The sequence below is a fragment of the Zunongwangia mangrovi genome (assembly GCF_900112105.1).
In the GTDB taxonomy this organism is placed as follows: domain Bacteria; phylum Bacteroidota; class Bacteroidia; order Flavobacteriales; family Flavobacteriaceae; genus Zunongwangia; species Zunongwangia mangrovi.
This window is the reverse complement of the sequence record NZ_FOKV01000001.1, coordinates 83,373-109,298: the sequence shown is the minus strand read 5'-3', so window position 1 is coordinate 109,298 and position 25,926 is coordinate 83,373. Positions and strand designations below refer to the sequence as shown.

General features: G+C 36.3%; 22 protein-coding genes. 11 read left to right on the top strand and 11 right to left on the bottom strand.

The window, feature by feature from the left end:
* Positions 1 to 46: 46 nt before the first annotated feature.
* From BM201_RS00410 to tsaB, 3 genes are all read left to right on the top strand, one after another.
* Positions 47 to 1,489 carry a TolC family protein gene (locus BM201_RS00410; protein WP_092539431.1) on the top strand — a complete coding sequence of 481 codons (1,443 nt, stop codon included), beginning with the start codon at positions 47 to 49 and terminating at the stop codon, positions 1,487 to 1,489.
* Positions 1,490 to 1,572: 83 nt separating this feature from the next.
* The gene (locus BM201_RS00405) at positions 1,573 to 2,853 is read left to right on the top strand and encodes an efflux RND transporter periplasmic adaptor subunit (RefSeq protein ID WP_092539430.1); all 1,281 of its coding nucleotides are present in this window, start codon (positions 1,573 to 1,575) and stop codon (positions 2,851 to 2,853) included.
* 19 nt (positions 2,854 to 2,872) lie between these two features.
* Positions 2,873 to 3,535, top strand: a complete 663-nt coding sequence (tsaB, locus tag BM201_RS00400; protein WP_175486949.1) for a tRNA (adenosine(37)-N6)-threonylcarbamoyltransferase complex dimerization subunit type 1 TsaB — start codon at positions 2,873 to 2,875, stop codon at positions 3,533 to 3,535.
* Positions 3,536 to 3,598: 63 nt separating this feature from the next.
* Here tsaB and BM201_RS00395 read toward each other — a convergent pair whose 3' ends face one another.
* Together BM201_RS00395 and BM201_RS00390 are read right to left on the bottom strand one after the other, a co-directional pair.
* Positions 3,599 to 4,483: a mechanosensitive ion channel family protein gene (locus tag BM201_RS00395; RefSeq protein WP_092539428.1), complete on the bottom strand. Its 885-nt coding sequence runs from the start codon at positions 4,481 to 4,483 to the stop codon at positions 3,599 to 3,601.
* 71 nt (positions 4,484 to 4,554) lie between these two features.
* A complete protein-coding gene (locus tag BM201_RS00390; protein ID WP_092539427.1) occupies positions 4,555 to 6,597 on the bottom strand; it encodes a thioredoxin domain-containing protein in 2,043 nt (680 codons plus the stop codon).
* 228 nt (positions 6,598 to 6,825) lie between these two features.
* Here BM201_RS00390 and BM201_RS00385 point away from each other — a divergent pair, with 228 nt between their 5' ends.
* A complete protein-coding gene (locus BM201_RS00385; RefSeq protein ID WP_092540545.1) occupies positions 6,826 to 9,090 on the top strand; it encodes an inorganic phosphate transporter in 2,265 nt (754 codons plus the stop codon).
* Between the two features lie 71 nt (positions 9,091 to 9,161).
* Here the strand turns inward: BM201_RS00385 and BM201_RS00380 are convergent, their stop codons facing one another.
* The gene (locus tag BM201_RS00380; protein WP_092539426.1) at positions 9,162 to 10,091 is read right to left on the bottom strand and encodes a NifU family protein; all 930 of its coding nucleotides are present in this window, start codon (positions 10,089 to 10,091) and stop codon (positions 9,162 to 9,164) included.
* An 85-nt stretch (positions 10,092 to 10,176) separates the two neighbouring features.
* Here BM201_RS00380 and BM201_RS00375 point away from each other — a divergent pair, with 85 nt between their 5' ends.
* Complete coding sequence (locus tag BM201_RS00375) at positions 10,177 to 11,223, top strand: PorP/SprF family type IX secretion system membrane protein (RefSeq protein ID WP_245758538.1); 1,047 nt, start codon at positions 10,177 to 10,179, stop codon at positions 11,221 to 11,223.
* Here the strand turns inward: BM201_RS00375 and murI are convergent.
* The 8 genes from murI to BM201_RS00335 all read right to left on the bottom strand — a co-directional run bounded on the left by murI (position 11,220) and on the right by BM201_RS00335 (position 19,408).
* Positions 11,220 to 12,011: a glutamate racemase gene (gene murI / locus BM201_RS00370; RefSeq protein WP_092539425.1), complete on the bottom strand. Its 792-nt coding sequence runs from the start codon at positions 12,009 to 12,011 to the stop codon at positions 11,220 to 11,222. The two genes, BM201_RS00375 and murI, sit on opposite strands and share 4 nt — an antisense overlap.
* A gap of 71 nt (positions 12,012 to 12,082) precedes the next feature.
* On the bottom strand, positions 12,083 to 12,595 hold the full coding sequence (locus BM201_RS00365; RefSeq protein WP_092539424.1) for an OmpH/Skp family outer membrane protein: 513 nt from the start codon (positions 12,593 to 12,595) through the stop codon (positions 12,083 to 12,085).
* Between the two features lie 34 nt (positions 12,596 to 12,629).
* Positions 12,630 to 13,442: an OmpH/Skp family outer membrane protein gene (locus tag BM201_RS00360; protein WP_175486948.1), complete on the bottom strand. Its 813-nt coding sequence runs from the start codon at positions 13,440 to 13,442 to the stop codon at positions 12,630 to 12,632.
* Positions 13,443 to 13,472: 30 nt separating this feature from the next.
* On the bottom strand, positions 13,473 to 16,181 hold the full coding sequence (bamA, locus tag BM201_RS00355) for an outer membrane protein assembly factor BamA (RefSeq protein ID WP_092539423.1): 2,709 nt from the start codon (positions 16,179 to 16,181) through the stop codon (positions 13,473 to 13,475).
* Entirely contained in the window at positions 16,114 to 16,854 is a 741-nt protein-coding gene (locus tag BM201_RS00350) for an isoprenyl transferase (protein ID WP_092539422.1), read from the bottom strand. The genes bamA and BM201_RS00350 overlap by 68 nt, the downstream gene beginning before the upstream one ends.
* A gap of 3 nt (positions 16,855 to 16,857) precedes the next feature.
* Positions 16,858 to 17,559, bottom strand: a complete 702-nt coding sequence (gene porG, locus BM201_RS00345) for a type IX secretion system protein PorG (protein WP_175486947.1) — start codon at positions 17,557 to 17,559, stop codon at positions 16,858 to 16,860.
* 97 nt (positions 17,560 to 17,656) lie between these two features.
* Positions 17,657 to 18,541 (bottom strand): NAD kinase, encoded by an 885-nt coding sequence (locus BM201_RS00340; RefSeq protein WP_092539420.1) that lies wholly within the window; start codon positions 18,539 to 18,541, stop codon positions 17,657 to 17,659.
* A gap of 210 nt (positions 18,542 to 18,751) precedes the next feature.
* The gene (locus BM201_RS00335; protein ID WP_092539419.1) at positions 18,752 to 19,408 is read right to left on the bottom strand and encodes a CBS domain-containing protein; all 657 of its coding nucleotides are present in this window, start codon (positions 19,406 to 19,408) and stop codon (positions 18,752 to 18,754) included.
* A gap of 193 nt (positions 19,409 to 19,601) precedes the next feature.
* On the opposite strand from BM201_RS00335, the gene BM201_RS00330 reads away from it, so the two are divergent.
* From BM201_RS00330 to tig, 6 genes are all read left to right on the top strand, one after another.
* Complete coding sequence (locus tag BM201_RS00330; RefSeq protein ID WP_092539418.1) at positions 19,602 to 20,318, top strand: pyridoxine 5'-phosphate synthase; 717 nt, start codon at positions 19,602 to 19,604, stop codon at positions 20,316 to 20,318.
* Positions 20,319 to 20,361: 43 nt separating this feature from the next.
* Complete coding sequence (locus BM201_RS00325) at positions 20,362 to 21,126, top strand: alpha/beta fold hydrolase (protein WP_092539417.1); 765 nt, start codon at positions 20,362 to 20,364, stop codon at positions 21,124 to 21,126.
* Positions 21,127 to 21,249: 123 nt separating this feature from the next.
* Positions 21,250 to 22,500 carry an OmpP1/FadL family transporter gene (locus BM201_RS00320; RefSeq protein WP_092539416.1) on the top strand — a complete coding sequence of 417 codons (1,251 nt, stop codon included), beginning with the start codon at positions 21,250 to 21,252 and terminating at the stop codon, positions 22,498 to 22,500.
* A 14-nt stretch (positions 22,501 to 22,514) separates the two neighbouring features.
* Positions 22,515 to 24,086: an SGNH/GDSL hydrolase family protein gene (locus tag BM201_RS00315; RefSeq protein WP_092539415.1), complete on the top strand. Its 1,572-nt coding sequence runs from the start codon at positions 22,515 to 22,517 to the stop codon at positions 24,084 to 24,086.
* Positions 24,087 to 24,174: 88 nt separating this feature from the next.
* Entirely contained in the window at positions 24,175 to 24,516 is a 342-nt protein-coding gene (locus tag BM201_RS00310; RefSeq protein WP_092539414.1) for a phage holin family protein, read from the top strand.
* Positions 24,517 to 24,603: 87 nt separating this feature from the next.
* A complete protein-coding gene (tig, locus tag BM201_RS00305) occupies positions 24,604 to 25,926 on the top strand; it encodes a trigger factor (RefSeq protein WP_092539413.1) in 1,323 nt (440 codons plus the stop codon).

Genomic DNA, 25,926 nt, shown 5'->3' with positions numbered 1-25,926 from the left:
GTAACAACTCAACTTTTTGTTAGACATATCCATTACAATATACATTATGAAGAAATTTAGCTTTTTTACCATTTTACTTTTAGTTGGGTTCATCGCCAACGCGCAGGAGAAAAAATGGACCTTGCAGGAATGTGTAGAGTATGCTTTACAGCATAACATCTCTGTTAAACAATCTGAACTTGATGTAGAGGCAGCCGATATCGATAAGAACGATGCTATTGGTAATCTTTTGCCGGGAATAAATGGTAACGCCAGCAATTCCTGGAATACAGGTTTAACTCAAAACGTAACAACTGGTGTACTGCAAAATCAAACTACCAGAAACTTCTCTGCCGGAGTAACCGCCAGTGTGACTTTATTTGATGGTTTAAGAAATTTTAAGCAGTTACAAAGAGCAAAATTATCTAAGCTTGCTGCCCAGTATTCTTTAGATAAGATGCAGGATGATATTACACTTTCTATAGCAAATTCTTATTTACAGGTGCTTTTTGCAAAACAGGAATTAGAAGTACTTAAATCTCAAAACGAAGTTACCTTTGAGCAATTAGATCGTACCCAGCAATTGGTAGATGCAGGTTCGTTACCACGAGGAGATCTTTTAGAGATCCAGGCGACCAATGCAGATGAGAGACAACGAATGATCATTGCGCAAAATAATATCAAGATCTCACTTATTAGTTTAGCACAAACTTTATTGATCAAGGATTACGAAAACTTTGATATTGTAGAAGACGATTATGATATCTTCGGAACAGAGATCTTGGATAATTCAGTATACGATATTATTGAAAGAGCTAAAGAAGAGCGTTCAGAAATTAGAATTGCTGAAGCTAATAAAGAAATCGCAGAGCAGAATGTTGAAATAGCTCGTGGTGCTTATATGCCCACTTTAGGTGCATTTGTAAACTATAACACAAGGGAAACTGGTGCCAATAGGATAGATTATATTAATCCTCCCGGTACAACCATCAATGAAATTGGATACGTTCAATCCACGGGAGAAACGGTTGTAACCGAATCACCAAATGCGGCAGTGCCAATTTCTTTGCCGCCAAGACCATTTATCGATCAATTATGGTTAAACGATGGTATTTCTTATGGATTTCAGTTAAGCGTTCCTGTCTTTAATGGATTTGCTACTAGAAACCAGGTGAAAAGAAGCAAGGTAAACGCGCGTAGAGCCGAATATCAATTAGAGCAGGCAGAATTAGATCTTGAAGCTAATGTTTATCAGGCTTATGTAGATGCTACCGGTGCTCTTGAAGCTTATGAAGCAGCTTTGGTTGCAGCAGAATCACAGGAGAAAGCTTACGAATATGCAACAGAGCGTTTTGATGTAGGATTAACCAATGCATTCGATTTTAGTCAGTCTAAATTACGATTCGAAAACTCTCAAAGAGAGGTGTTGCGTACTAAATACGATTATATATTTAAATTAAAAGTGCTGGAGTTATACTTTGGGGTACCAGTTGCTAATTTGAGATTCTAAAGCTAATATTTAGCTGTTTTAAATAAATGAAGCCGAAGCAATAATCGGTATATAGAAATGATTGCGTTTTAAAAATTTTATAAATGAAAAAGAAAACTCTTTTTATCATTCTTGGAGTAGTGCTGGTTTTAATAGTACTATTAGTTGTAGGTAAAAAATCTGGAATGTTTGGTAAAAGCGGTAATTTCAAGCAGGTTGAAGTTGCTGAAATTAAACCTTTAGATATTGTAGAGACAGTTTCTGCAACCGGGAAAATTCAGCCAGAAGTAGAAGTGAAATTATCATCTGAAGTTTCAGGAGAGATCATAGAGCTTCCTATTGCTGAAGGTCAAACAGTAGAAAAAGGTGATCTTTTAGTGAGAATCAATCCAGATATCTATCAATCTAATTTGCAGCGTTCACAAGCGAGCATGGAAAATGCACGTGCAAATTATGCGCAATCTCAGGCAAGTCTAAAACAAGCAAAAGCAGATTACGAACGTAATAAAACGCTTTTTGAAAAAGGAGTGATCTCTAAAGCAGAGTGGGATGGTATCGTTTCCAGCTACGAAGTTGCAGAGGCCAACAAAGAATCTGCTTACTACAGCATGCAGAGTGCAGCGGCAACGGTAACCGAATCTAAGGACAACTTAGGCCGAACCAATATCTATGCGCCAATGAGCGGAACAATCTCTAAACTTGATGCTGAATTAGGGGAGCGAGTTGTAGGTACGCAGCAAATGGCCGGTACAGAGATCTTACGTGTAGCCAACCTTTCTAATATGGAAGTTGAGGTAGACGTAAACGAAAATGATATTGTAAAGGTTGAAGTTGGTGATTCTACGATCGTTGAGGTAGATGCTTACTTAAGAAAAGAATTTAAAGGAGTAGTAACCGAGATTTCAAACTCTGCCGATAGCGAATTAACTACAGATCAGGTAACCAATTTTAAGGTAAAAGTTAGAATCTTAGAAGATTCTTATAAAGATCTTTTAGAAGGAAAACCAGAGAATTATTCTCCGTTTCGACCAGGAATGACAGCTACCGTAGATATTATCACAAACAAAAAAAACGAAGTTATTGGTGTGCCAATTAGTGCTATCGTGGTAAAAGCAGATACATCTTCTGCAGCGATGGGAGCGACAGCTCCTACCAATGTAGAAACAGATCCTTCTAAACTTTTTGAATGTGTCTTTGTAAAGAACGGGGAAGAAGCTAAATTGCGCGTTGTAAAAACCGGAATTCAGGATGATGCTAACATCCAGATCACAGAAGGTCTTGAAGAAGGCGAAACTGTAATTACCGGTCCTTATAATGTAGTAACAAAAACTCTAAAATCTGGAGATAAGGTTGAGGTTACAGGAAGCGTCAACAGTGAAGGATAGAGTTTAAAATTAGATAATTTTGGCTATAATTCTTTGTTTGGAGACCGCAACCACCAACTGTTCGGTTGCATTATGTGAAGATGCTAATGTAATTGCGTTAAAAGAGGATAATAGCAAAGGCTATTCTCATGCAGAGAAGCTTCATGTTTTCATCGACGAGATCTTAAAAGAAAATGATCTTAAGATCGATAACCTTGATGCAGTTGCGATAAGCAAAGGCCCTGGATCATATACAGGATTAAGAATTGGAGTTTCGGCAGCAAAAGGATTGTGTTTTGCGCAGGATATTCCGCTTATTTCTGTACCAACACTAACCGCTTTGGCAAAACAGGCAACTCCAAAAGAAGGAGAACAGGTTATTTCAATGTTAGACGCCAGAAGGATGGAAGTGTATTCTGCTATATTCGACTCAGCCTTCAATCAAATTCGCGATACGAAAGCTCAGGTGCTTTCAGAAGATAGTTTTCAGCAAGAATTAGCGAACGGAAAAGTTCATTTTATAGGAAATGGCGTTGCTAAATTCAGGGAGATCTGTGAGCATCCAAATGCCGAGTTTGTCGAAGATCGTTTACCTTCAGCAAAAGAAATGTGTAGCATAGCTTATGATAAATATAAAATAAGCGACATCGAGGATGTCGCTTATTTTGAACCTTATTATTTAAAGGATTTTGTAGCGGGCTAAACGCCTGCTTTTTTATTGGCACCGCCAAAGGGTATGATAATCCGAGGCTTGCCTCGATATAGTTTATTCAGTTTTATCTGAGCTGCTTTTTTCAGATTCTTTTAAAACCGTACCGCTCATTTTTGTTTGATCGTAAAGATAAACATCACGTTGTGGATAAGGAATCGTCATACCAGCTTCTTCTAATCTAATTTTTCCTTCTTCTAGCATATACCAGTGGATATCCCAGAATACAGAGTTTTTAGCAAAATATCTTACGTAAAAGTTAACTGAATTATCACCAAGTTCACCAACAAGTACTTGTGGCGCTGGATCTGCCTCGATACCTTCTTGCTCTTTTACAAGATTCATAAGAACTTCTTTCGCCTTCTTGATATCATCATCATAAGAAATTCCAAAGGTCATATTCTCACGACGAACACCGTTTACAGTATAGTTTACAATATTGTCGTTCGCTAAGCTTCCGTTAGGAATTACAGCTTCCTGGTTTCCAAATGTATCTAATTTTGTGTAAAATAAGCTTACATCCTTTACACTACCAGAAACGCCTTGAGCTTCGATCCAATCACCAATTTTAAAAGGTTTTAAGATAATAATCAAAACACCACCAGCAAAATTGGCTAATGATCCCTGTAAAGCTAAACCTATGGCTAAACCTGCAGCACCTAAAATTGCAACTAGAGAGGTGGTTTCGATACCAACCTGAGATATTGCAACGATAATTACCAGTATTTTTAAAGCCCAACTTACCAGTGTGGTTAAAAAACCTTTTAAAGCAACGTCATAGTCCTTTTTATCAAGAGTTTTTTGCATAAATTTCACCACACGTTTTGCAATCCAAAATCCTATAATTAGAATTAAAATTGCGGCAATTAAGTCTGGTAAAAAGTCGATTAGTTTTTTAGCGTATTCCTGTGCTAACGCAGAAAAGTCATTTAATTTATCCATAGTTACAAGTAGTTTTACACAAATAGAGTAATTTTTTGAATTTTATGCGAGTAATTCTCGTTTAAGTTTTGTTAAACAAAGCTGATATTGTTTAAAACAGGCGTTAATTTTTCTTCTGGAAGCTGGCATTTTCCCTGCTCACATAGATAAAGTAAGGTTTTTCCCTCAACAAAACGATCTTCTAAAATAGATAATTCACTACTTGTTTTGCTACCCGAAATTATAAGATTTGGCAGGTATTTTTTATGAATTTTATTTTGCTCGTTTGTTGCATTTTCTCCTAAAATCGCTAATTCGTAAAATGGGTTACTGAAGTTTAGATATAAATGAAGCCAATTGGAATAGCCCATTGGATACGACCCAATTTTTCCTGAAATTGCCTGCAGCATTTTTTCTGAAATCTCTAAATATTCGGCATTTCCTATTAAACTTCCCAATCTGAAGAGATTATTTGCCATTGCTGAATTTGATGCAGGGATCACATTATCGGTAAATTCTACTGGATTGCTAATTAAAGCATCATCTTTTTTGGAGGTGAAATTGAAGAGATGGTTGTCCTGATTGTAGAAATATTCAAAGCAATATTGGCTAAGATTGTTAGAAAAATCGATCCATTTTTCATCGAAAGTGACCTCGTAGAGTCTTAAAAATGCTTCGATGGTAAACGCATAATCTTCAAGATAGCCATTAATTTTGCTTTTTTTACTTTTGTAAGAATGGAAAAGACTATGATCTGATTTTAGCTGATTTTCGATAATAAATTCAGCATTTTTCAGTGCGCTAACAAGGTAATCTGCATTTCCAGTCGCTGCGTAGGCTTCAGTAAAACCTGTTATTGTAAGTGCATTCCAAGAAGTAAGTGTTTTATCGTCTAAACCTGGTTTTTTCCGTGGTTTTTTTGCTTCAGAAAGAATTTTAGTCCATTTTCCTTTTTTCTGCTGAAGTTCTTCTATCGAGATTTGATGTTTTTCAGCAAAAATATTGTCCTTTTCAGTTTTATAGAGAATGTAATTTCCGTTCTCCCAATAGCCTTTTTCATTGATATTAAAATAAGCCGAAAAAGTATCGAATTCTGTCTCCAACAATTCCTGAAGTTCCTGTTTTTTCCAAGTATAAAAGGCACCTTCTTCTTGGATTCCTTTTTCATTTTCAGAATCGGCGTCCAAAGCTGAATAAAATGCTCCGCTTGAATCAGTAAGCTCAGATTCGATAAAATCAGCCGTCTTTTTAATGATCTCTTTATACCAAGGATCCTGAGTTAGTTTGTAGGCTTTGCTGTATAAACTCAGTAATTGAGCATTATCGTAAAGCATTTTTTCGAAATGTGGCACATGCCAGCGATCATCTACAGAGTATCGCGAAAATCCGCCATCGATATGATCAAAAGTGCCTCCAAATGATATTTTATCTAAGCTATGAAGTACGTACTGCTGCAATTCTTCGTCTTTAAATTGATATGAATAGCGTAACAGCAAATCTAAATTAGTTGGCATCATAAACTTTGGAGCATTTTTGGTGCCGCCCAGTTTTGTGTCTAAATAAGGTTTCCAGAGCTCTACAAATTCGGTTAGCCTTTGCTGTGAAAATTCATACTGATGATCTCCAAGATCGATTAGGTTTAGCTGTTGCAATCCTTCTTCAAGTTTATTAGCATAATTGGTAAGTTGCGAAGGCTCTTTTTTATAAATCTGCTGAATTTGCAGTAGGGCGCTTTTCCATTGCTCTTTTCTAAAATAAGTACCGCCCCAAACCGGCCTTCCGTCAGGTAATGCGACGATGTTCATTGGCCAGCCGCCACTGCCGGTCATAATTTGCACAGCCTGCATATATACCTGGTCGATGTCTGGACGTTCTTCACGATCTACTTTTATAGAAATGTAATGAGCGTTCATGATATCTGCGACTTCAGCATCTTCAAAGCTTTCGTGCTCCATCACGTGACACCAGTGACAGGCAGAATATCCAACACTTATAATGATAAGTTTGTTACTTTTTTTTGCTTCATCCAAAACATCTTTATGCCATGCTTTCCAATCTACCGGGTTATGCGCATGTTGCAAGAGATAAGGGCTGCTTTCGTGAATAAGATCGTTAGTGTATTTGGGAGTTTTCATAACCTAATTTTAATAGAAGGTAGGGAAATTTAAAAGTTCTGGTGCAATGATATTTAGATAAGTTTATCTTGCTGGTGACCATCCAAGCTTAAGATTAGTATATTTGTCGCTCAAAATCAGCATAAAGCTTAATTCTAAAGAGTAAAATAAATTAAAGTTTTGGTAACCTTGGAGTGCTTTTAATTTCGAAAAAAAGAAAGACTTTTGCTGGTTGAAAATATTGGATTTATGGAAGATGTTTACATTGTAATGCTTGTGGCCCTTTTGGCGCTTGCGATTACAGATTTGGTGGTGGGAGTTAGCAATGATGCCATCAACTTTTTGAATTCTGCTATTGGGTCTAAGGCGGTATCAATGCGAACCATCTTAATTGTAGCGAGTATTGGTGTAGCCATTGGAGCGATCTTTTCCAGTGGTTTGATGGAGGTAGCTCGTAAAGGGATATTTCTTCCGCAGCAATTTTATTTTGAAGAGATCATGATCATATTTATGGCGGTAATGATCACAGATGTGTTATTGCTCGATTTCTTCAACTCCATAGGTCTGCCCACCTCAACAACCGTTTCTATCGTTTTTGAACTTCTTGGTGCAGCGGTTAGTATAGCCGTAATTAAGATTTACAAAGGGGATGGAGATCTAGGCTTATTAACAAATTACATAAATACCAGTAAAGCAACCGAGATCATTATAGGTATTTTGATGGCAGTGGTCATCGCTTTTATTATAGGTTTGCTGGTGCAATATATTTCCAGACTAATTTTTTCCTTTCAGTTCGAAAAGAAGATGAAGTATGTAGGAGCTGTATTTGGAGGTGCTTCTCTAACAGCTATTCTTTATTTTATTCTAATAAAAGGGCTTAAAAGTGTTCCTTATCTTTCTGAAGATACTCTTACTTATATCAACGAAAATACGCTCATCATTATGCTGATTGGTTTCGTATTCTTCTCGATCGTGAGTCAATTGCTTATGAGTATTTTTAAATTGAATATTCTTAGAGTGATCATCGTTATAGGGACATTTGCTTTGGCATTAGCTTTTGCCGGTAACGACCTTGTTAACTTTATTGGAGTACCTATTGCAGCATGGCAATCATATAATTTATGGGAAGCAGCCTACCAATCTTCAGGAACTTTACCGTCTGAACTATTAATGAGTGGTTTAAGCGGAAGCGTCCCTACTCCAGAGTTTCTTTTAATTATTGCCGGTGGTGTAATGGTTGTGACTCTTTGGTTTAGTAGTAAAGCAAAATCTGTCGTAGAAACAGGGGTGAACCTGGCAAGACAGGGTGATGGGGTAGAGCGTTTTGAACCAAACTGGTTGTCTAGAAGTATCGTAAGATACTCTGTAATGTTTAGTGGTGCTGTTTCTACTGTTGTACCTAAAGCTGTAAAAAATAAGATCGATAAGAAATTCGAGAAGCCAGAGAATAATTCACGTACTAAAAGAATAGATGCTCCGGCTTTTGATATGGTAAGAGCTTCTGTAAACCTTGTGGTAGCAAGTATTTTGATTTCTATTGGTACTAACTTAAAATTACCTTTATCGACTACCTATGTAACTTTTATGGTGGCAATGGGTTCTTCTTTGGCAGATAGGGCATGGGATCGTGAAAGTGCGGTTTATCGTGTAGCGGGAGTTTTAAACGTTATTGGTGGTTGGTTTGTAACTGCTTTGGTAGCCTTTACAGCAGCGGCTCTATTTGCTTCAATAATATATTACGGCGGAACAATCGCGCTTGTAATCTTGATCATTTTAGCTGTTGTTTTAGTGGTAAGAAGCGGAATCATACATTCAAGAAAATCTAAAGAAGAGAAGAAAAATAAGCGTTATAATCGAACTGATATCATTACGATAAACGAAATTACTACGGAAACTTCAGAAAATATTTCTAGTGTAATCCACGGTATAAACCGAATGTACACTAAAACGGTAGACAATCTTGGTTATCATGATCTAGGTAAGCTGAAGAAAAATAATAAGGCAATTGGTAAGCTTGAAGAAGAAGTAGATGAATTAAAAGGTAATATCTTCTATTTTATCAAATCTTTAGATGATGACTCTGTTGAAGCGAGTAAGTTCTATATTTTAATCCTGGATTACCTACAAGATATGACGCAGTCTATCGCCTTTATTACTCGTAATAGTTACAATCACGTACATAATAATCATAAGAACCTAAAGTTTAACCAGATTCGTGATCTTAAGAAAGTTGATGAAAGAATGCAGGTGCTTTTCGATGATATCGAACATGCATTTAATAATCACGAATTTGCGAAGATCGATCAGATCTTAAAGGATAAGCAGGAGTTGCTTGATTATGTTTCAGATCTTATTCAGAAACAAATTAATCGTATTAGAACTTCAGAAACTAGTCCGCGTAACACGAAACTTTACTTTGGTCTATTATTAGAAACGAGGGACCTTATAACCTCTACAATGAGTTTGCTTCAGTTGTTTCAAGAATTTTACCGTGAAGCAAAAAGTACGTTCTAAGGAAATAAATATTGGGTATAAAAAAACCGCTTCGATCGAAGCGGTTTTTTTGTTTTTATATTCATTAACAGTTATCCGTTTACTGCTTCAACGTAATCTACTTTTCCTTTCAGCATATCGCGAAGCATGGTTTCGATACCACTTTTCAAGGTCATTGTAGAAGATGGGCAACCGCTACAGGCACCTTGTAGAATCACTTTTACTGTTCTGCTTTCTTCGTTGTAAGAATCAAATAAAATGTTTCCACCATCACTGGCCACAGCCGGTTTAATATATTCCTCTAGAATAGCTACAACCTGCTGCGAAGTATCGTCAAGCTCATCAAGGTTAATTTGTGGTTTAGGGGCGCTTTTTGGAGCTTCACTTCCGTTTTCCTGCCCGGCAGTTCCCGTTACAGCATCGTTATTTAAAACTGAATTTCCTTCCTGTAAGAAATTACGAATAAATTCGCGCAGTTCCATCGTGATCTCTTCCCATTGTGCCACATCATATTTATTTACACTAACGTAGTTTTCATCAATAAAAACCTCTTTTACAAAAGGGAAGTGAAATAATTTTTCAGCTAAAGGAGATTCTTTAGCATCATCGATATTTTTAAACTCTGCCGCATGAAGTACAAGTTTTCTGTTAGAAACAAACTTCATCACCTTTGGGTTAGGTGTGCTTTCCGCATAAACAGTTACAGGAATGTTTTTCTGTTGGTCATCGGTTTTAATGACAACTCCGCCTTTATTCAAATAATTTTCAATTTGCTCGGCAACTTCATTCTCTACTTCTGGCCATTCTACGATATCGTATTTTTCAATAGCAATAAAATTCTGAGAAATGTAAACGGTTTTTACGAACGGAAGGTAAAAAAGTTGTTGGGCAATTGGAGATTTAGCCGCCTCGTCGATGTTTTTAAACTCAAAATTCTCATGTTTGGTCAAGAATTTATTAGCTTCAAATTTAACAATTCCGGCTTGTGTAGTATGTTGTATATTAATGGTGTAATTTTCCATTTCCTAAAATTTTCGGCAAAAATACTAAAGAAAAGTTAGCTTATGTATATATTTACCCGACTTATATTAAATAGTATTTGATAGTTTGATAAAATTTTACTCTGATCTTACGTGCCTCGATCGTTTTAGACGAATCCTGATCTTGTTGATTTTTGGCTCTCTTTTTTTATTTCCTGCTAAAAAGCTGGAAGCACAGGAGGTGATACCAACATATTCAGATTACCTGATGGATAATTTATATCTTCTTTACCCATCAATGGCTGGTGCCTCAAACTATAATCAAATTCGACTTACGGCCAGGCAGCAGTGGTTTGACGTAGATAATGCACCCAACTTACAAACTTTAAGTGTAAATGGTAGATTAGGCGATAAAATTGGTTTGGGATCTATCTTTTTTAGGGATGAAAATGGATATTTTTCCAAATTAGGAGCTTACGGAACTTTTGCGTACCACCTAATGTTTTCCAGAGATAATGTGAATCTTAATCAGCTATCTTTTGGGATTAGTGGAGGGATTATTCAGCATCGCTTAGATCAATCTCAATTTACTGTATTTGATCCGCTTTTAGGGAATAATGATACAGCAACAGATATTTTCGCAAATATGGATGTGGGGATGTCCTATTATTATATGGATTTTTATGCGCATGTTGCTGTGAAGAATATTATTTCTGTAGAAAGAGATCTTTTCTATTCAGATGCGGTACCTAGTAATCAAAGAAAATACCTTGCTTCTGCGGGTTATGTCTTTGATTTTTATCGTAATGATTGGGGGCTAGAACCTTCTTTTCTTTTTCAGCTTCGAGAACTGAACTCACAGGCAACGATCGATGCTAATATAAAAGCTTACAAAGATTTTGATATTGGCCAGGGATGGATTGGTTTATCTTACCGGCAAGCTTTTGACGGAATGGAATACACGCGAACCGGGGAAGAAATTCAGCGTCAAAATTTAAGGTATATAACGCCGTTTCTGGGATTAGAATATAAGCGGTTTATCTTTGGATATACATTTAGTTACCAGATGAACACGATGGTACTTAGTAATAACGGTTTTCACCAGCTTACCTTAGGCTATAACTTTGGCGAAAGTAGGCAGCGTTATGATTGTCATTGTCCCGCAATCAATTAAAAATCCAATTGCTTAACCTGAAATTTTTTGTTTTCAGGATTAATTATTTTTTTGAGTACTGAAGGATTGTAATTGGTGTAGAAAATACATGTCCCATTTTGGCTAAAATTGGTATTTAGAAGATGCTTTTTTTCTAAAATTGCTTTGGTTTGCCTTGCTACCGCTTCGCCAGAGTCAATAATGCTTAGATCTGGACTAAATTTTTCTTTTAACTTCGGAATCAAATAGGGGTAATGGCTGCAACCTAAAACCAGATAATCGATAGGATTTTCTTTAAACGGAAGAAGAAGCGTATTTAATAAGCTATCCATTTCTTCAGAATTGATCTTGCCATCTTCTATAAGTTCTACAAGACCGTTTCCTTCAACTTCAACAACATTTAATCCCTGAGTGTATAATTCAGAAGTTTTAGTGAATAAACTGCTGCTAAGTGTTCCTTTAGTAGCGAGTATTCCTATGGTTTTAGTTTTAGAATTTAATGCAGCGGGTTTTATGGCAGGCTCTATACCAATAAATGGTACATCGAATTCATTTCTTAATTCATCGATCGCGTTCGTGGTAGCTGTATTGCAGGCAACAACAATGATCTTTGCACCAAGCTCTAATAATTTAATCGTGTTTTTTCGGCTAAGTTCTATGATCTCTTGTTTGCTTCGAACGCCATAAGGAGCATTAATACTATCGGCAAGATAAATAGTGTCTTCAAAAGGTAGAAGCTCATGGATCTCTCGCCATATTGAAGTGCCTCCAATACCAGAATCAAATATGCCTATTTTCTGTTTTGCCATAGGTATCAAAAATAAAAACTGCGCAGATATCTACGCAGTTTTTATGATAATTTGTTGATCTAATTTTTAGATTAGATTCCTAATTTAGTTTTTACGTCTGGCATAAGATCGTAACCATCTGCCATGATCACACCAGCACCAGTAGTAGAATCTAATACATAATCGTATCCTTTAGCTCTTGCTACATCTTGGATGGCATTACGAGCTTTCTCTAAAATTGGTCTAACAAGATCTTGTTGTTTCTTTTGAAGATCCTGAGAAGCCTTTTGGCTACGCTCCTGGATTCTTCTTTGAGCACTTTGTAGCTCCATAGAACGCTTTTGGTTTTCTTCTTCAGTTACAGTTTCTGCTTCTGCTTCGTAACGTTGTAGGGTCTTTTGAGCTTCATTCATCATATCCTTGATCTCAGCATCGTAAGTGTTTCTCAACTTATCAAGCTGAGTCATTGCATCTTTATAAGCAGGCATAGATTCTATAAGCTCCTGTGTTGCAATATGTGCAACTTTAGAGTCCTGAGCGTTTACAAAAGTTGTAGCTCCTAGGGTTAATGCTAAGGCTATAAAAAATGTTTTTAATTGTTTCATTTTAATTATTATTAAGTGTTAAAGTAATTATTTGTTAATTAATTGTATCCTTCTCCTGTTGCGCGGCTTCGCGGGCAGCTTTAATACTGTCTGTTCTCGCCTGGCGTTCTTTTAATATTTCTTCTCTTCTCGCTTCGAAAGCTGCTTTTTTTGCAGCTCTAACAGAGTCTCGCTCTCTTCTTCGCTGGTCGATATAAAGCTCTCTTTCTGTTTTTGCATTTTCAGATGCTTGTGCTCTTGCCTGAACAACCGAATCTTGAGCTACTGTTCTATTTTCAGCCTGTTCTAATTCGATACGATCTTTACGTGTTTCTATTTGTTCACGATTTGCCGCTCTGGTAATGATCCTTAGTACCTGATCGCTCATATCATAATTGGACTTGGCATAAATCATACCAATTTCTGAAGTGCGATCAAAAATAAAGTCAAAATTTCTTCTGTCAGCTATTTCCTGAACAGCGGTAAACACTTGATCCTGTATAGGTTTTATAAGCTGTTTCTTCTGAAGAATAAAATCTCCTCCAGGCCCAAATCTTTTTTGTTGATACTCGGTCAATTGCTCTTGTAAATATTGAATATCCTCTTCTCTTTCTTCTAAAAGTTCTTTAGTTAATAAAGCTCTTTCATTTTCAAGTTGCGTTTGGATTTCTGAAATTTCTCGTCTTTTTGCATCGATTTCATTTTTCCAATCCTGTACGCGATTATCTAGTTGTGATGAAGCTTCTTGGTATTCTGGTATGTTTTCTAAAATATAGTCCATATCAATATAGCCAATATTAAGACCACGCTGGGCAAAAGTTGCCAGGGGTAAAAGTATTGCTATTATGATAAGACTTGTTTTTTTCATACGCTCGAATATAGAAAATATCATGCCATTTTAAAATTGTTGGCCAATGATAAAGTGAGTTTCCCAACCGTTTGCTTCAGACTGTCCTGGGATAGGGTCAAATCCGTAACCAAAGTCGATACCTAATAATCCAAATGCAGGCATAAAGATTCTAAGACCAGCACCAGCAGAGCGGTTTAATTGGAAAGGGTTAAAATCTCTAAAGTTGTCGTAAGACGCACCACCTTCTAAGAATGTTAATGCATATATCGAAGCAGAAGGTTTTAAGGTAATTGGGAAACGAAGTTCTAAAGAGTATTTGTTATAAATAGTAGCACCATCTTCATCTGAAGCCTGACTTAAAGACGTTCTGTCTAACGGAATTAAAGACTGGTTAGGATAACCTCTTAATCGAATAGTTTCACGACCATCAAGACTGTAAGATCCTAGACCATCACCTCCAAGATAGAAACGCTCGAAAGGAGGAACACCACGATCCTGGTTATATGCTCCTAAGAAACCATACTCAACATTTGTTCTTAGAACAAGGTTTTTGTTTTCTCCAAAGTTGGCAAGAGTGGTATACCAATCTCCTTTAAATTTCACTTTGTAAAATTCTAGCCACTTATATTTTTCTTGGTCAATTTTAGATTGATCTCCCACAGCATTAGCAGGAGTTACTCTGTTTCCACTATTGTCGATAAGATTTCCGTTATCATCTTCTAACTGAAATTCTCTTTGATTTTGAAGATCGTTATAATCTACACCATTCCAAAGAGAGTAAGGAGGAGTGAATTTAGCCGTGATGCTAAAAATGGATCCTCCAACAGGGAAAATCGGGTTATATCTGGTGTTATCTCTAGTAATACCTAAGGTGTAAGTAAGATTGTTAGAGAAACCATCACCATAGGTAAATAGTCCTGTATTATAATTATTAAGATCGTAACGTTGGAATCCTACTGAGTGAGATATTTGCAAATATGGATCTGGTTCTGTAAGACGTTTACCAAAACCAACGCTTACTCCAAGGATGTCAAAACTACGGTCTCTGTCTGCTTCTCTCGATCTGTAATCGTATAAGAATTGTCTCGTATAAGAGAACGATGTTGAAAGCTGTACCGGTTTTCTGCCGCCTAACCATGGTTCTACGAAAGAAAGGCTATAGGTCTGGTAGAATGTACTGGCTTGTGCTCTTAGAGATAGACTTTGTCCGTCTCCCATTGGTACTGGTTTGTAAGCTTCTTTATCAAAGATTCCTGCTATAGAGAAGTTGTTGAAAGAAAGCCCTAGTGTACCAATAAAGCCACCACCACCGTAACCACCTTGTAGTTCGATCTGGCTGGCGCCAGCTTCAACCACATTATATTCTAATGATAATGTTCCTGTTTGAGGATCTGGATCGATAAATTCTGGACTCAACTGCTCTGCATCAAAAAATCCTAGCGAACCTAATTCTCGTACCGTAGAAACCACATCCTGCTGATTGTATTTTTGTCCTGGTTTAGTTAACAGGTTTCTATAAATTACGTGGTCTTTTGTTTTGTTGTTACCTACAACTCTAATTTCATCAAAATAAGCTTCTTTACCTTCTGTAATACGAAGTTCGAAATCGATCGTGTCGTTGTAAACATTAGTTTCAACTAAATTGAAGCTAGAGAATAGATATCCGTTATTTCTGTAAATAGTTGAAATGTTAGTAGCATTAGGATCCTCTGCATCTTCAATTCTTTCGTTCATCAGAACACCGTTATACGTGTCTCCTTTCTTAATTCCTAAAGCTCGGTGGAGAAATTCGTCAGTATATACAGTGTTTCCTACAAAATCGATATTTCCGATATAGTATTTATCTCCTTCTTCAACATTGATATTTAAGGCGATGTTGTTTTCATCTACTTTGATAAGGCTGTCTGAGATGATACGCGCATCTCTAAATCCATTTTCTTTAAGCTTATTTACCAGGTTTTCCTTGTCTTTTTGATAGTCTTCCTGGTTAAATTTAGAACGTTTCCAAAAACGATAGAATCGCTTTTCTTTGGTGTTTTTCATCGCTCTTTGAAGCTTAGCATCAGAGATCTGTTCGTTGCCAATAATATCGATATCCTTGATCTTTACTTTGTCTCCAGTATCGATATTTACAACCATATTTACTTGGTTGTTATTTGTAGTGTCTTGAACTTCAATAGTATTAATAGCTACTTTTGCATTAAAGTATCCGTCTTTTTTATACTTGTTCTCTATGTAGTTTTTGGTGTTTGTGATAAGGTTTTCAGTAACATTAATACCAGTTCTAAGTTTGTTTTCTTCGATAAGTTCTTCCTGCTCTCTCTTTTTCTTTATCCCTTGAATACGAACTTCAGCAAGTTTTGGAATGTCGGTAATTACAAGTTCAAGGTCTGCAACGCCATCTTCAACATTAGTGATGTAGAATTCAATATCACTAAACATATCCAGATCCCAAAGTTTTTTGATCACATTACTTAGACGCTGTCCCGGGATATAAAGTTCGTCTCCAGATTTAAGTCGGGTAAATGAAACCACGGTGCTTTCGTTATATCTTGTAGAACCGGTAACTTTAATTTCACCTAAAGTGTATTTTTTACCATTTCCTATAGGGAGATCCTGCGCATTGGCAGCGATACTAAGCGTAAAACAAATTATTACGAATGCTAATATCCTTTTCGTCATAAATGCACTAACTAAGTTGCTCACTTGTTTTTCCAAATCTTCGTTCTCTGTTTTGATAATTGTAAATGGCTTCATAAAGATTTTCTTTTCTAAAGTCTGGCCATAAAATATTTGTAAAATACAACTCGGCGTAAGCCATTTGCCAAAGCAAAAAGTTGCTAATTCTTTGTTCGCCACTTGTTCTTATCATCAAGTCGACATCTGGAATATCTTTAGTATATAAACTTTTAGATATCAAAGAATCATTTATTTCATTTGGTTGTAACGTTCCATCTTTTACTTTATTGGCTAAAACTTTAAAAGCAGAGGTCATTTCTTCTCTGGATCCATAGCTTAATGCCAAAATCAAAGTCATTTTAGCGTTATCTTTTGTTTTATCGATAACATCTAAAAGTTCTCTTTTTGCTTTTTTAGGTAGGTTTTCAATATTACCTATGGCGGTTAGTTTGATATTGTTGTTTTGAAGTGTTTTAATTTCTTTTTTAAGAGAAGAAACTAAGATCTTCATTAACGCATCAACTTCTAGTTTGGGGCGATTCCAATTTTCAGTGGAAAAAGCATATAGTGTTAAAAATTTTATTCCAATCTCAGCGCTGCCTTCAACAACATCTCTTACAGATTTAACACCTTCATTATGGCCAACGGCTCTTAAAAAGCCTTGCTTTTTTGCCCAACGACCATTACCGTCCATTATAACGGCAATATGCGAAGGTAATTTTGTTAAGTTGAGATTTTCTTTAAAATTCATTTTCTAAAAGCTCGAATAACATGGTTTTCTACCAAATGTTACGGTGAATGTTATTCCGGTAAATACATACCAGTCGTTAGTGTTTTGATTACCAAAGGTGATTATAGGATCTTGTGAATCCAGTAATTCTTCAGGATTACTTCCATCCAGATTATCGGTAAAGGTATATCTGGCGCCAATTTCCAACGCACCAACTAAATGCTGGCTAAGCGTTGTTTTGTAACCCACTACCATAGGAATTGCAAATTCCCAGTTGGTACCTTCGTTTACTAAAGGTCCACCTCGCGAACCATCTAAAATTACATGATCTGCACTAAAATATGTGACACCAGTGTAAAGATATGGAGCGCTTTGCGGAGTTCCTTTGTGAAGGTTGAAATCCCAGAAGTTAAATTCTAAACCCAAAGAAGCTTCAGTAATCGTATTGCTAAAGGAATAACCTCTTTGCTGTCTACGCGTATCTTTGCTTTCTGCATCATCAGCTTCAATATTTCCCATAATTAAGGAGAACCTAAAGGAATGACGCGGACTGCGATTCCATTTTAGGATTCCGCCTGCTGCAAGACCACTTGGATTCACGTAGAAAGAATTTCCTACGTCACCAATATAATTTGCGCCACCTAAAAAGGCACCGACCTCATACGTCTGAGATTGCAAATTAATTGAAGTGATCGACATTAAAACAAAAGCTATTAGATACCGCATAGGTTCTTAAAAGTTTGCAAATATAACAATTATGTTTGCTCTGCAATAATTTGAGCTCATTAGTATTACATTAACAGTATTTGCAAAAAAATATTGTCTAGTTACGTTTATCTTCTCCCCATAGCAGTTTTTTTCGTAGGGTTTGAAGAAAGCTGTTGTCATTTAGCTCTACCAGGTTGATGGTGTAGGGCGCCTTTTGAATAATAATTTCGGTGTCGTTCTTTAAACTGGCAAGTCTGGAATCCATAGATAAAAGATGGGAGTCTTCTCTACCGCTAACTTTTAAAGTTATTTTAGTGTCATCTTTAATGATTAATGGTCTGGCATTTAAATTATGCGGAGCAATTGGTGTGATTACGATCGAATCTGCATCTGGAGTAATAACAGGGCCGCCACAACTTAGTGAGTAACCGGTAGATCCTGTTGGTGTGGCAATAATTAATCCGTCGGCCCAATAAGAAGTAAGATACTGGTCATTTAGCCAGGTGTCTACCGTGATCATCGAGGTGGTGTTTTTTCGGCTTACTGCAATTTCGTTAAGTGCTACATTATCGAAAATTTCATCATCAAACCTTGGTTTAGTTTCGATCTTTAGAACTGCTCTTCTGGAAACATGAAAGTCTTTTCTTAGGATCGTATGTATGGTGTCTCCTATTTGTTCTTTTTGGATCGTAGATAAAAAGCCTAACCTTCCGGTATTTATCCCAACAATAGGGATATCTAGATTTTTAATGTAATTTATGGATTTTAATATAGTACCATCGCCACCAATAGTGAAAAATAGATCATACGAAGCATCTAAAACATCAAAAGTTTTGTAATCGCTATATTCGCCAGTAACACTTTTATTCTTAATTATAAGATCTAAAAAATTACGTTCGATAATAACATCAACCTTTTCTTCCTGTAAAAGTTCTAGAAGTTGATTAATATAAGTGCCGGCGTTTTCATGATAAAACTGACCGTAAATGCCTATTTTCATCTATACTTAAATTTACTCGATATTTGAGATATAATTCTTCAGTCAGTCTACATTCGTATTGAATTCCGAATTAATAATAATATCTATCAAGTGTCCTTAAACAGGACGTTTTTATTGGCACTGCCAAAGGGTATGATAACCCGATGCTTGCCTCGAAATTAAAATTTTATTTCCAACGAATGCATTATGAGCTTGCCCCGAGGTACTTTACTAAATATTAAGGTATTTATCTAAATACTTAGATCGATCACGAAGGTTTTTATTAAAAGCATCTTCCTGATGTTGTGAAATGATATTGTAACCGTATCTTCTTAAAGATTGTATTACTTCATTAAGACCAGTAGGGTTTATTTTTATAGTGATCTGTGCAAGATCATTTTCGATCTTAGAAACAAATAGTCCCAAAACATGAACATTGCTGGATTCTACGATCTGGCTAATTTCACTTAGCGAATAATCTTTAAACCCTTTTTCAACAACAATAATATTTCCGGCTTCATTTAAAAATGGAGTTTCATTAAAGATTCCCATAATCTCATTTAATTCTACATAGCCTAAATACTCATTTTCGCCATCCAGAACAGGTAAAATATTGGAATTGTTTTGTGCGAAAGATTCTAAAATATCAAGCCAGTAATCTGCATTCCTAACAAAGAAACCTTCTAGGGCATACTGATAATCTTCGATCGATTTTTCAGCATCAAAACATCGAATATCATTTTCAGAAATGCATCCCATATAAATACCATTATTCTCTACCGGTAAGTGAGAGTAGGTAAGTTGATTAAAATCATTCTGTAAATCACCGATCTTGTCTGAAAAATGACGTATGGCAACATCATTTAAAACGTATTCTTCCATATTCATAATCCTCGCGTCGTTTAACGCAAATTAATTAAAATAATATTCATTAAGCCATCCTCAACTTTGTATTTTTGTTAAAACAGAAAGTTTAAGGATAAGCTTTAGAAGTTATAGTGAAGATCTCATTTATTATTGTAGAAGATCCTAAGTATTTATATCAAATTTGAAACCAAAGCCTTACGGCAAAGCTAATATTATGACGAAGTTAAGCGTAAATATCAATAAGATCGCAACGCTAAGAAATGCAAGAGGTGGCAACATTCCTAATGTTGTAAATTGTGCTTTAGATATCGAAAAATTCGGTGCAGAAGGTATTACTGTACATCCTCGCCCAGATGAAAGACATATAAGATATCAGGATGCAAGAGATTTAAAACCAGTTTTGAAAACCGAATTTAATATTGAAGGAAATCCGGTCGTAAAATTCATTAATCTCGTATTAGAAGTGAAACCGGCGCAGGTAACCCTGGTGCCAGATGCAGTAGATGCCATTACCAGTAATGCAGGTTGGAATACCATTAAAAATAAAGAGTTTTTAGTTGAAGTAATTTCAGAATTTAAAAAACACGGTATCAGAACATCGATTTTCGTAGATCCAGATGAGAAAATGATCGAAGGCGCTGCTGAAACCGGTACAGATCGTATCGAATTATATACTGAAAGTTTTGCTGAACAATTTGCCGCCGGGGATAAAGAAAATGCAGTTAAACCTTATGCTGAATGCGCTAAGCTTGCCCATAAATTAGGTTTAGGGATCAACGCCGGGCACGATCTGTCTTTAGATAATATCGAATTCTTTAAAAATCAGGTGCCATTTGTAGACGAAGTCTCTATAGGGCATGCTTTAATCGCTGAAGCACTTTATCTAGGCCTTGAAGAAACGATCGCCAGATATTTACAGAAATTACAATAAGTCGGAATTGGTCATTTTTAGACTAATATTTTAAAAAATTGCAATGAAGTTACATACCAATATTATAGGAGAAGGGAAACCTTTTATCATTTTACATGGATTTTTAGGAATGGGTGACAATTGGAAAACATTAGGAAAGATGTTTTCTGAAAAAGGATACGAAGTTCATCTCGTAGATCAGCGAAACCATGGTAAAAGTCCGCATAGTGACGATTTTACTTACCAAGTATTGGCAGAAGACTTAAAAGAATATGTCGAGGAGCATAATTTGGATAAAGTTGTGCTTATGGGACATTCCATGGGTGGTAAAACGGCTATGCTTTTTGCAACAACTTATCCAGATCTTTTAGAAAAGCTGATAATCGTAGATATTGCACCTAAATATTACAGACCACATCATCAGGATATTCTGGCAGGACTAAGTTTACTAGAAGAGTCTGATGTTTCTTCAAGACAGGAGGCAGCTAAAATTATTTCTGAATATGTTCCCGATAAACCAACTCAGCTTTTTCTTCTTAAAAATCTAGATCGTGAAGGAAAAGATAAGTACGTCTTAAAAGTTAACCTAAAGATATTTAAGGAGAAAATCGATAATATCGGTAAGGCTTTGGGTGATAGTAAAGTATATGAGGGAGAAACACTTTTTATAAAAGGAGAAAACTCTAACTACATCAAATTGCCTGAAGATGAGGAGTTACTACAGACTCATTTTCCATCTACTAAAATCGAAGTGATTAGCAATGCAGGCCATTGGGTGCATGCCGAGAATCAAAAAGATTTCTATGATGCTGTAATTCGGTTTCTTTAAAAATCACCCCTAAATATTATGCATACATAATATTTTTACCTATTTTGTTGCAATATTTGTATTTTGCGTTATTTTTGAGGCGTTTTGTACAAATAATGAAACAAACTTAATTCTACTTAAATTATGAAGAAACTTTTATTCCTAACCCTTTTTGGGTTGGCGGCTGCAATGACTTATGCCGGGGGATACAGAGTAGGGCTTCAGGGACAGCGTAGGCTGGCCATGGGGCATACTGGTGTGGCTGTAGTTGATAATGCAGAGTTAGCATTTTTTAACCCTGCTGGGTTAGTGTATTTAGAAGATCGTATAAATGTATCTTTTGGAGCAAGTGCGGTATTCTCAGACGTGGTGTGGCAAAATGACGAATTTGGGCAAATGGCAAGAACAGACAGCCCGGTAGGAACGCCTTTTTATGCCTATGTTTCTTATAAAGCTTCAGATTGGCTAACTTTAGGTCTTGCGGCGTATACGCCTTACGGTAGTTCTGTAGAGTGGCCAACAGATTGGTCTGGTTCTCATCTTGTGAATAATATAGATCTTCAGGCGATCTATATTCAGGCATTGGCTTCTGTAAAAATTTCAGATAAACTTAGTGTAGGTGGTGGTCCTATTTATGTAAATGGAGCCGTAAACTTCAATAGAAATTTAAACAGAACTCTTAGCGATATCGATGGAAATAGAGCAAACGTAACTGTAGACGCTTCAGGAGTGCATGCCTGGGGATGGTCTTTAGGAGCCATGTTCAATCCTACAGATAAACTTAGAATAGGAGCAAACTATCGTTCAGAAATTATTGTTGAAGCAGAAGAAGGAGATGCCGATTTTAGTAATATTCCGGCTTCACCATTAACTCCATTTAATGATACTCGTTTTGACGCTTCTTTGCCTTTACCAGCAGAACTTTCTGTAGGGGCTTCTTATGAGATTTCAGATAAATGGTTAGTAGCTTTTGATTATAACCGTGCCTTTTGGGATGTATATCAATCTTTAGATATCGATTTTCAAGATCCGGCAGTTCCAGATTCAGAAAATCCAAGAAATTATAAAGACGCTAATACGTATAGATTTGGTGCGCAGTATATCGCAAACGAAATGTTTACCTTAAGAGCAGGTTATTATTTCGACGAATCTCCTGTACAATCTGGTTATTTTGCTCCAGAAACACCACGAAATGATGCGCATGGCTTTACTGCGGGTCTTTCAGTAAATATAACAGAGAAACTAGCGATCGATGCTTCATTCTTATATAATAGATTCGAAGAAATTAACGAATCTTACGAGTATTATATGGAGAATGGGCAGAATGTACCATTTGAAGGGGATTATAAAACAGTAGCTTTTGTGCCAGGTCTTGGTGTGACATTTAAAATTTAAACTTACAAGAAATGATGAAAAACTATAGATTTTTAGCAATAGGCTTGTTGGCTTTGGGAATAGTTTCTTGTGAGCCAGATTTAGATAATCCAATAGATGAAGCAGGAGGTGTGTATAGTAATGGTGGAGCCGATTTTACCAATTACGTAGCTTTAGGAAATTCGTTAACAGCAGGATATGCAGATAATGCACTTTATATTACGGGGCAAACAAATTCGTATCCTAATATTTTAGCAGGACAGTTTGCTTTAACGCAGGAAACAAACGAATTTACCATTCCTTATATGAATGATAACGCCGGTGGACTTTTAGCTGGCGGGCAGCAAATCACGAGTAATAGATTGGTGTTGGCTACAGATAGCCAGGGAAATAATAGTCCGTCGGTTTATGCAGGGATGGCACCAACCACAGATATTACAAATGTTTTAGAAGGGCCTTTTAACAATATGGGAGTTCCTGGAGCTAAATCTTATCACTTAGGAGTAGAAGGTTATGGTAATTTAGCAGGAGTGCAGTCGGGCATGGCGAATCCATATTTTGTAAGATTTGCCTCTTCTCCTCAAACTAGTGTAATGGCCGATGCTTTAGCGCAAGATCCTACATTTTTCTCTTTATGGATTGGGAATAACGATGTTTTAGGTTATGCAACTTCTGGAGGTGTTGGCGTAAACCAGGCAGGAAATCTAAATCCTGCTTCTTATGGTTCTAACGATATTACAGATCCGCAGGTTTTTGCTCAGGTATATTCACAAATGGTGCAGGCATTAACCGCTAACGGAGCAGGCGGAGTTTTAATTAATATTCCAGATGTAACTTCAATAGCATTTTTTAATACAGTACCTAACAACGCATTAGTTTTGGATGCACAAACCGCTGGAAATCTAACTGCTTATTTCAGTGCAGTTTCTCAGGTTTTTGCCGGTGGACTAATTGCGCAGGGAGTTCCGCAGGAACAAGCTGTAGCTTTAGCTTCTCAATACGCTATAACATTTAATGAAGGTCCAAATAGATTTATAATCGATGTTCCGGTGAGTCAAACCAATCCGCTTGGATTTAGACAGATGACAGAAGATGAATTAATTCAACTTCAGGTAGATCAATCAGCTTTGGCTAGTGGTTATGGTTCAGTTAATTTAACTACTGAAGTGCAGCAAGTTTTAGGATTGCTTATGGCAGGTGGGACGCCAACTCAGGAACAGGCTAACATCTTATTTGGAGGTGTGAATGGTTTAGATGATGCAGATGTCTTAGATAGCACAGAAATTTCAGAAATTCAAACAGCGACCACTTCTTTTAATCAGACTATTTCTGCAGTGGCTAGCGCAAATGGTCTTGCAATGGTAGATGCAAATGCGTTATTAAATAGCGTTGCAGATGGGGGGTTATCTTTTGATGGCGGTACTGTTACTGCAACCTATGCCACAGGTGGTGCTTTTTCTTTAGACGGAGTGCATTTAACGCCAAGAGGTTATGCAATTGTTGCTAACGAGATTATCGATCAGATTAATGCAACTTATAGTGCAACTGTTCCTAAAGTGAATGTGGGGCAATACGGTACAATTACGCTGAGTAATGAGGTGCAGTAATGATAAACTTATATTAAAATAAGGAAAGTCGGCAATTAGCCGACTTTTTTTTTCGCAATTTTGAACTATCAATCAAACCTTTGAAGAAATGAGACTTTTATTAAAACTTCTATTATCTGCCCTTGTAGTGGTGGTTTTAGCCAAATTGTTGCCAGGTGTAGCAGTAGCTAGTTATTTTACGGCATTTATTGTGGCGATAGTTTTAGCGATACTTAACCTTATCGTTAAACCGATATTAGTGATCTTAACCTTGCCGGTAACTATTGTAACCCTGGGCTTATTTTTACTTATCATAAATGCTATAATTATCTTTTTAGCAGATGGTTTTGTAGGAGGCTTTAGTGTAGATGGCTGGTTTATGGCGATAATATTTAGTTTACTTTTTTCATTATTTCAGTCGATATTATATTCTCTTCTTGATAAGGATTAGAAGCTTGCTGAAATTCAATAATTTGAAACTTTGCAGGCTAGTGAAAAAAGCTTAATTTTGCACACCAATTTTTTATAATAAGTCAAGATGAATATTACCAGAGAGAATATTGATGAATTGAATGCGGTAGTTAAAGTAGATATCGCAAAAGACGACTATGCTCCTAAAGTAGAGAAGATCCTTAAGGATTACCGTAAAAATGCCAATGTTCCTGGCTTTAGAAAAGGTCACGTTCCTATGGGGATGGTGAAAAAACAATACGGGCAGGCTGTATTGGTAGATGAAGTAAATAAACTACTACAGGAAAACCTTAATAAATATCTTACTGAAGAAAAATTAGACGTTCTTGGAAACCCAATTCCTAAAGAGCAGGAAAATTTTGACTGGAATAAAGATGACTACACTTTTGAGTTTGAAGTTGGTCTTGCTCCAGAATTTGAGGTAAGTCTTGATTTAGAAAAGCCTGTAACAAAATATAATATCGTTGCTGATGATACAATGATCGACAGACAGATCGAGAATATCCAAAAGCAGTACGGTAAATTAATTTCTAAAGACGAGGTTGAAGAAGGAGATATCGTTGCCGGAACTTTCAAAAATGAAGAAGAAGGTATCGAAAATGAAACTTCGATCGAATTAGAAAAGATCAAGGGAAAAAGAAACCTTAATAAATTTGTAGGATCTAAAGTAGGAGATACGATCAAATTAAAGACTAAGAGTCTTTTTGAAGACGATCACGATTTGATCCAGCACTTAAAGATCGAACATGATAAAGCTCACGATCTTGATATCGAAGTAGAATTTACTATTTCCGAAATCAATAAAAGAGAGCTTGCAGATCTAGACCAGGAATTATTTGATAAGCTTTTTGGTGAAGGAAAAGTAAAAACTGTAACCGAGCTTAAAGAAAAGATCAAGGAAGATGCTGAAAAGCAATTTGTTCAGCAAAGCGATCAACAGTTAATGAATGATGTTACTGAAGCATTGATCGAGAAAACTGATTTTGATCTTCCAAAAGAGTTTCTTCAAAAATGGATTAGAACTGTTGGTGAAAAACCATTAACAGAAGAAGAAGCTGTTGAGGAATACGAGAATAGCGAAAAGGGACTTCGTTACCAGTTAATCGAAGGGAAGATCGTAAAAGACAACGATATTCAGGTAGATTTCGAAGCGCTTAAAGCATTCGCTAAAGATAAAATTAAAGAGCAAATGGCTCAATTTGGACAAATGGATCCTTCAGATAAAGAATTAGACGACATCGCTGCGCGAATCATGTCTAATCAAGATGAGGTGAAGCGTCTTTCTGAGCAATTAGTTAACGAAAAATTGTTAAACTTCTATAAAGACAATATGAAATTTGACGAAAAGGAAGTTACTTACGATGAGTTTGTAAAAGAAATTTATGAGTAA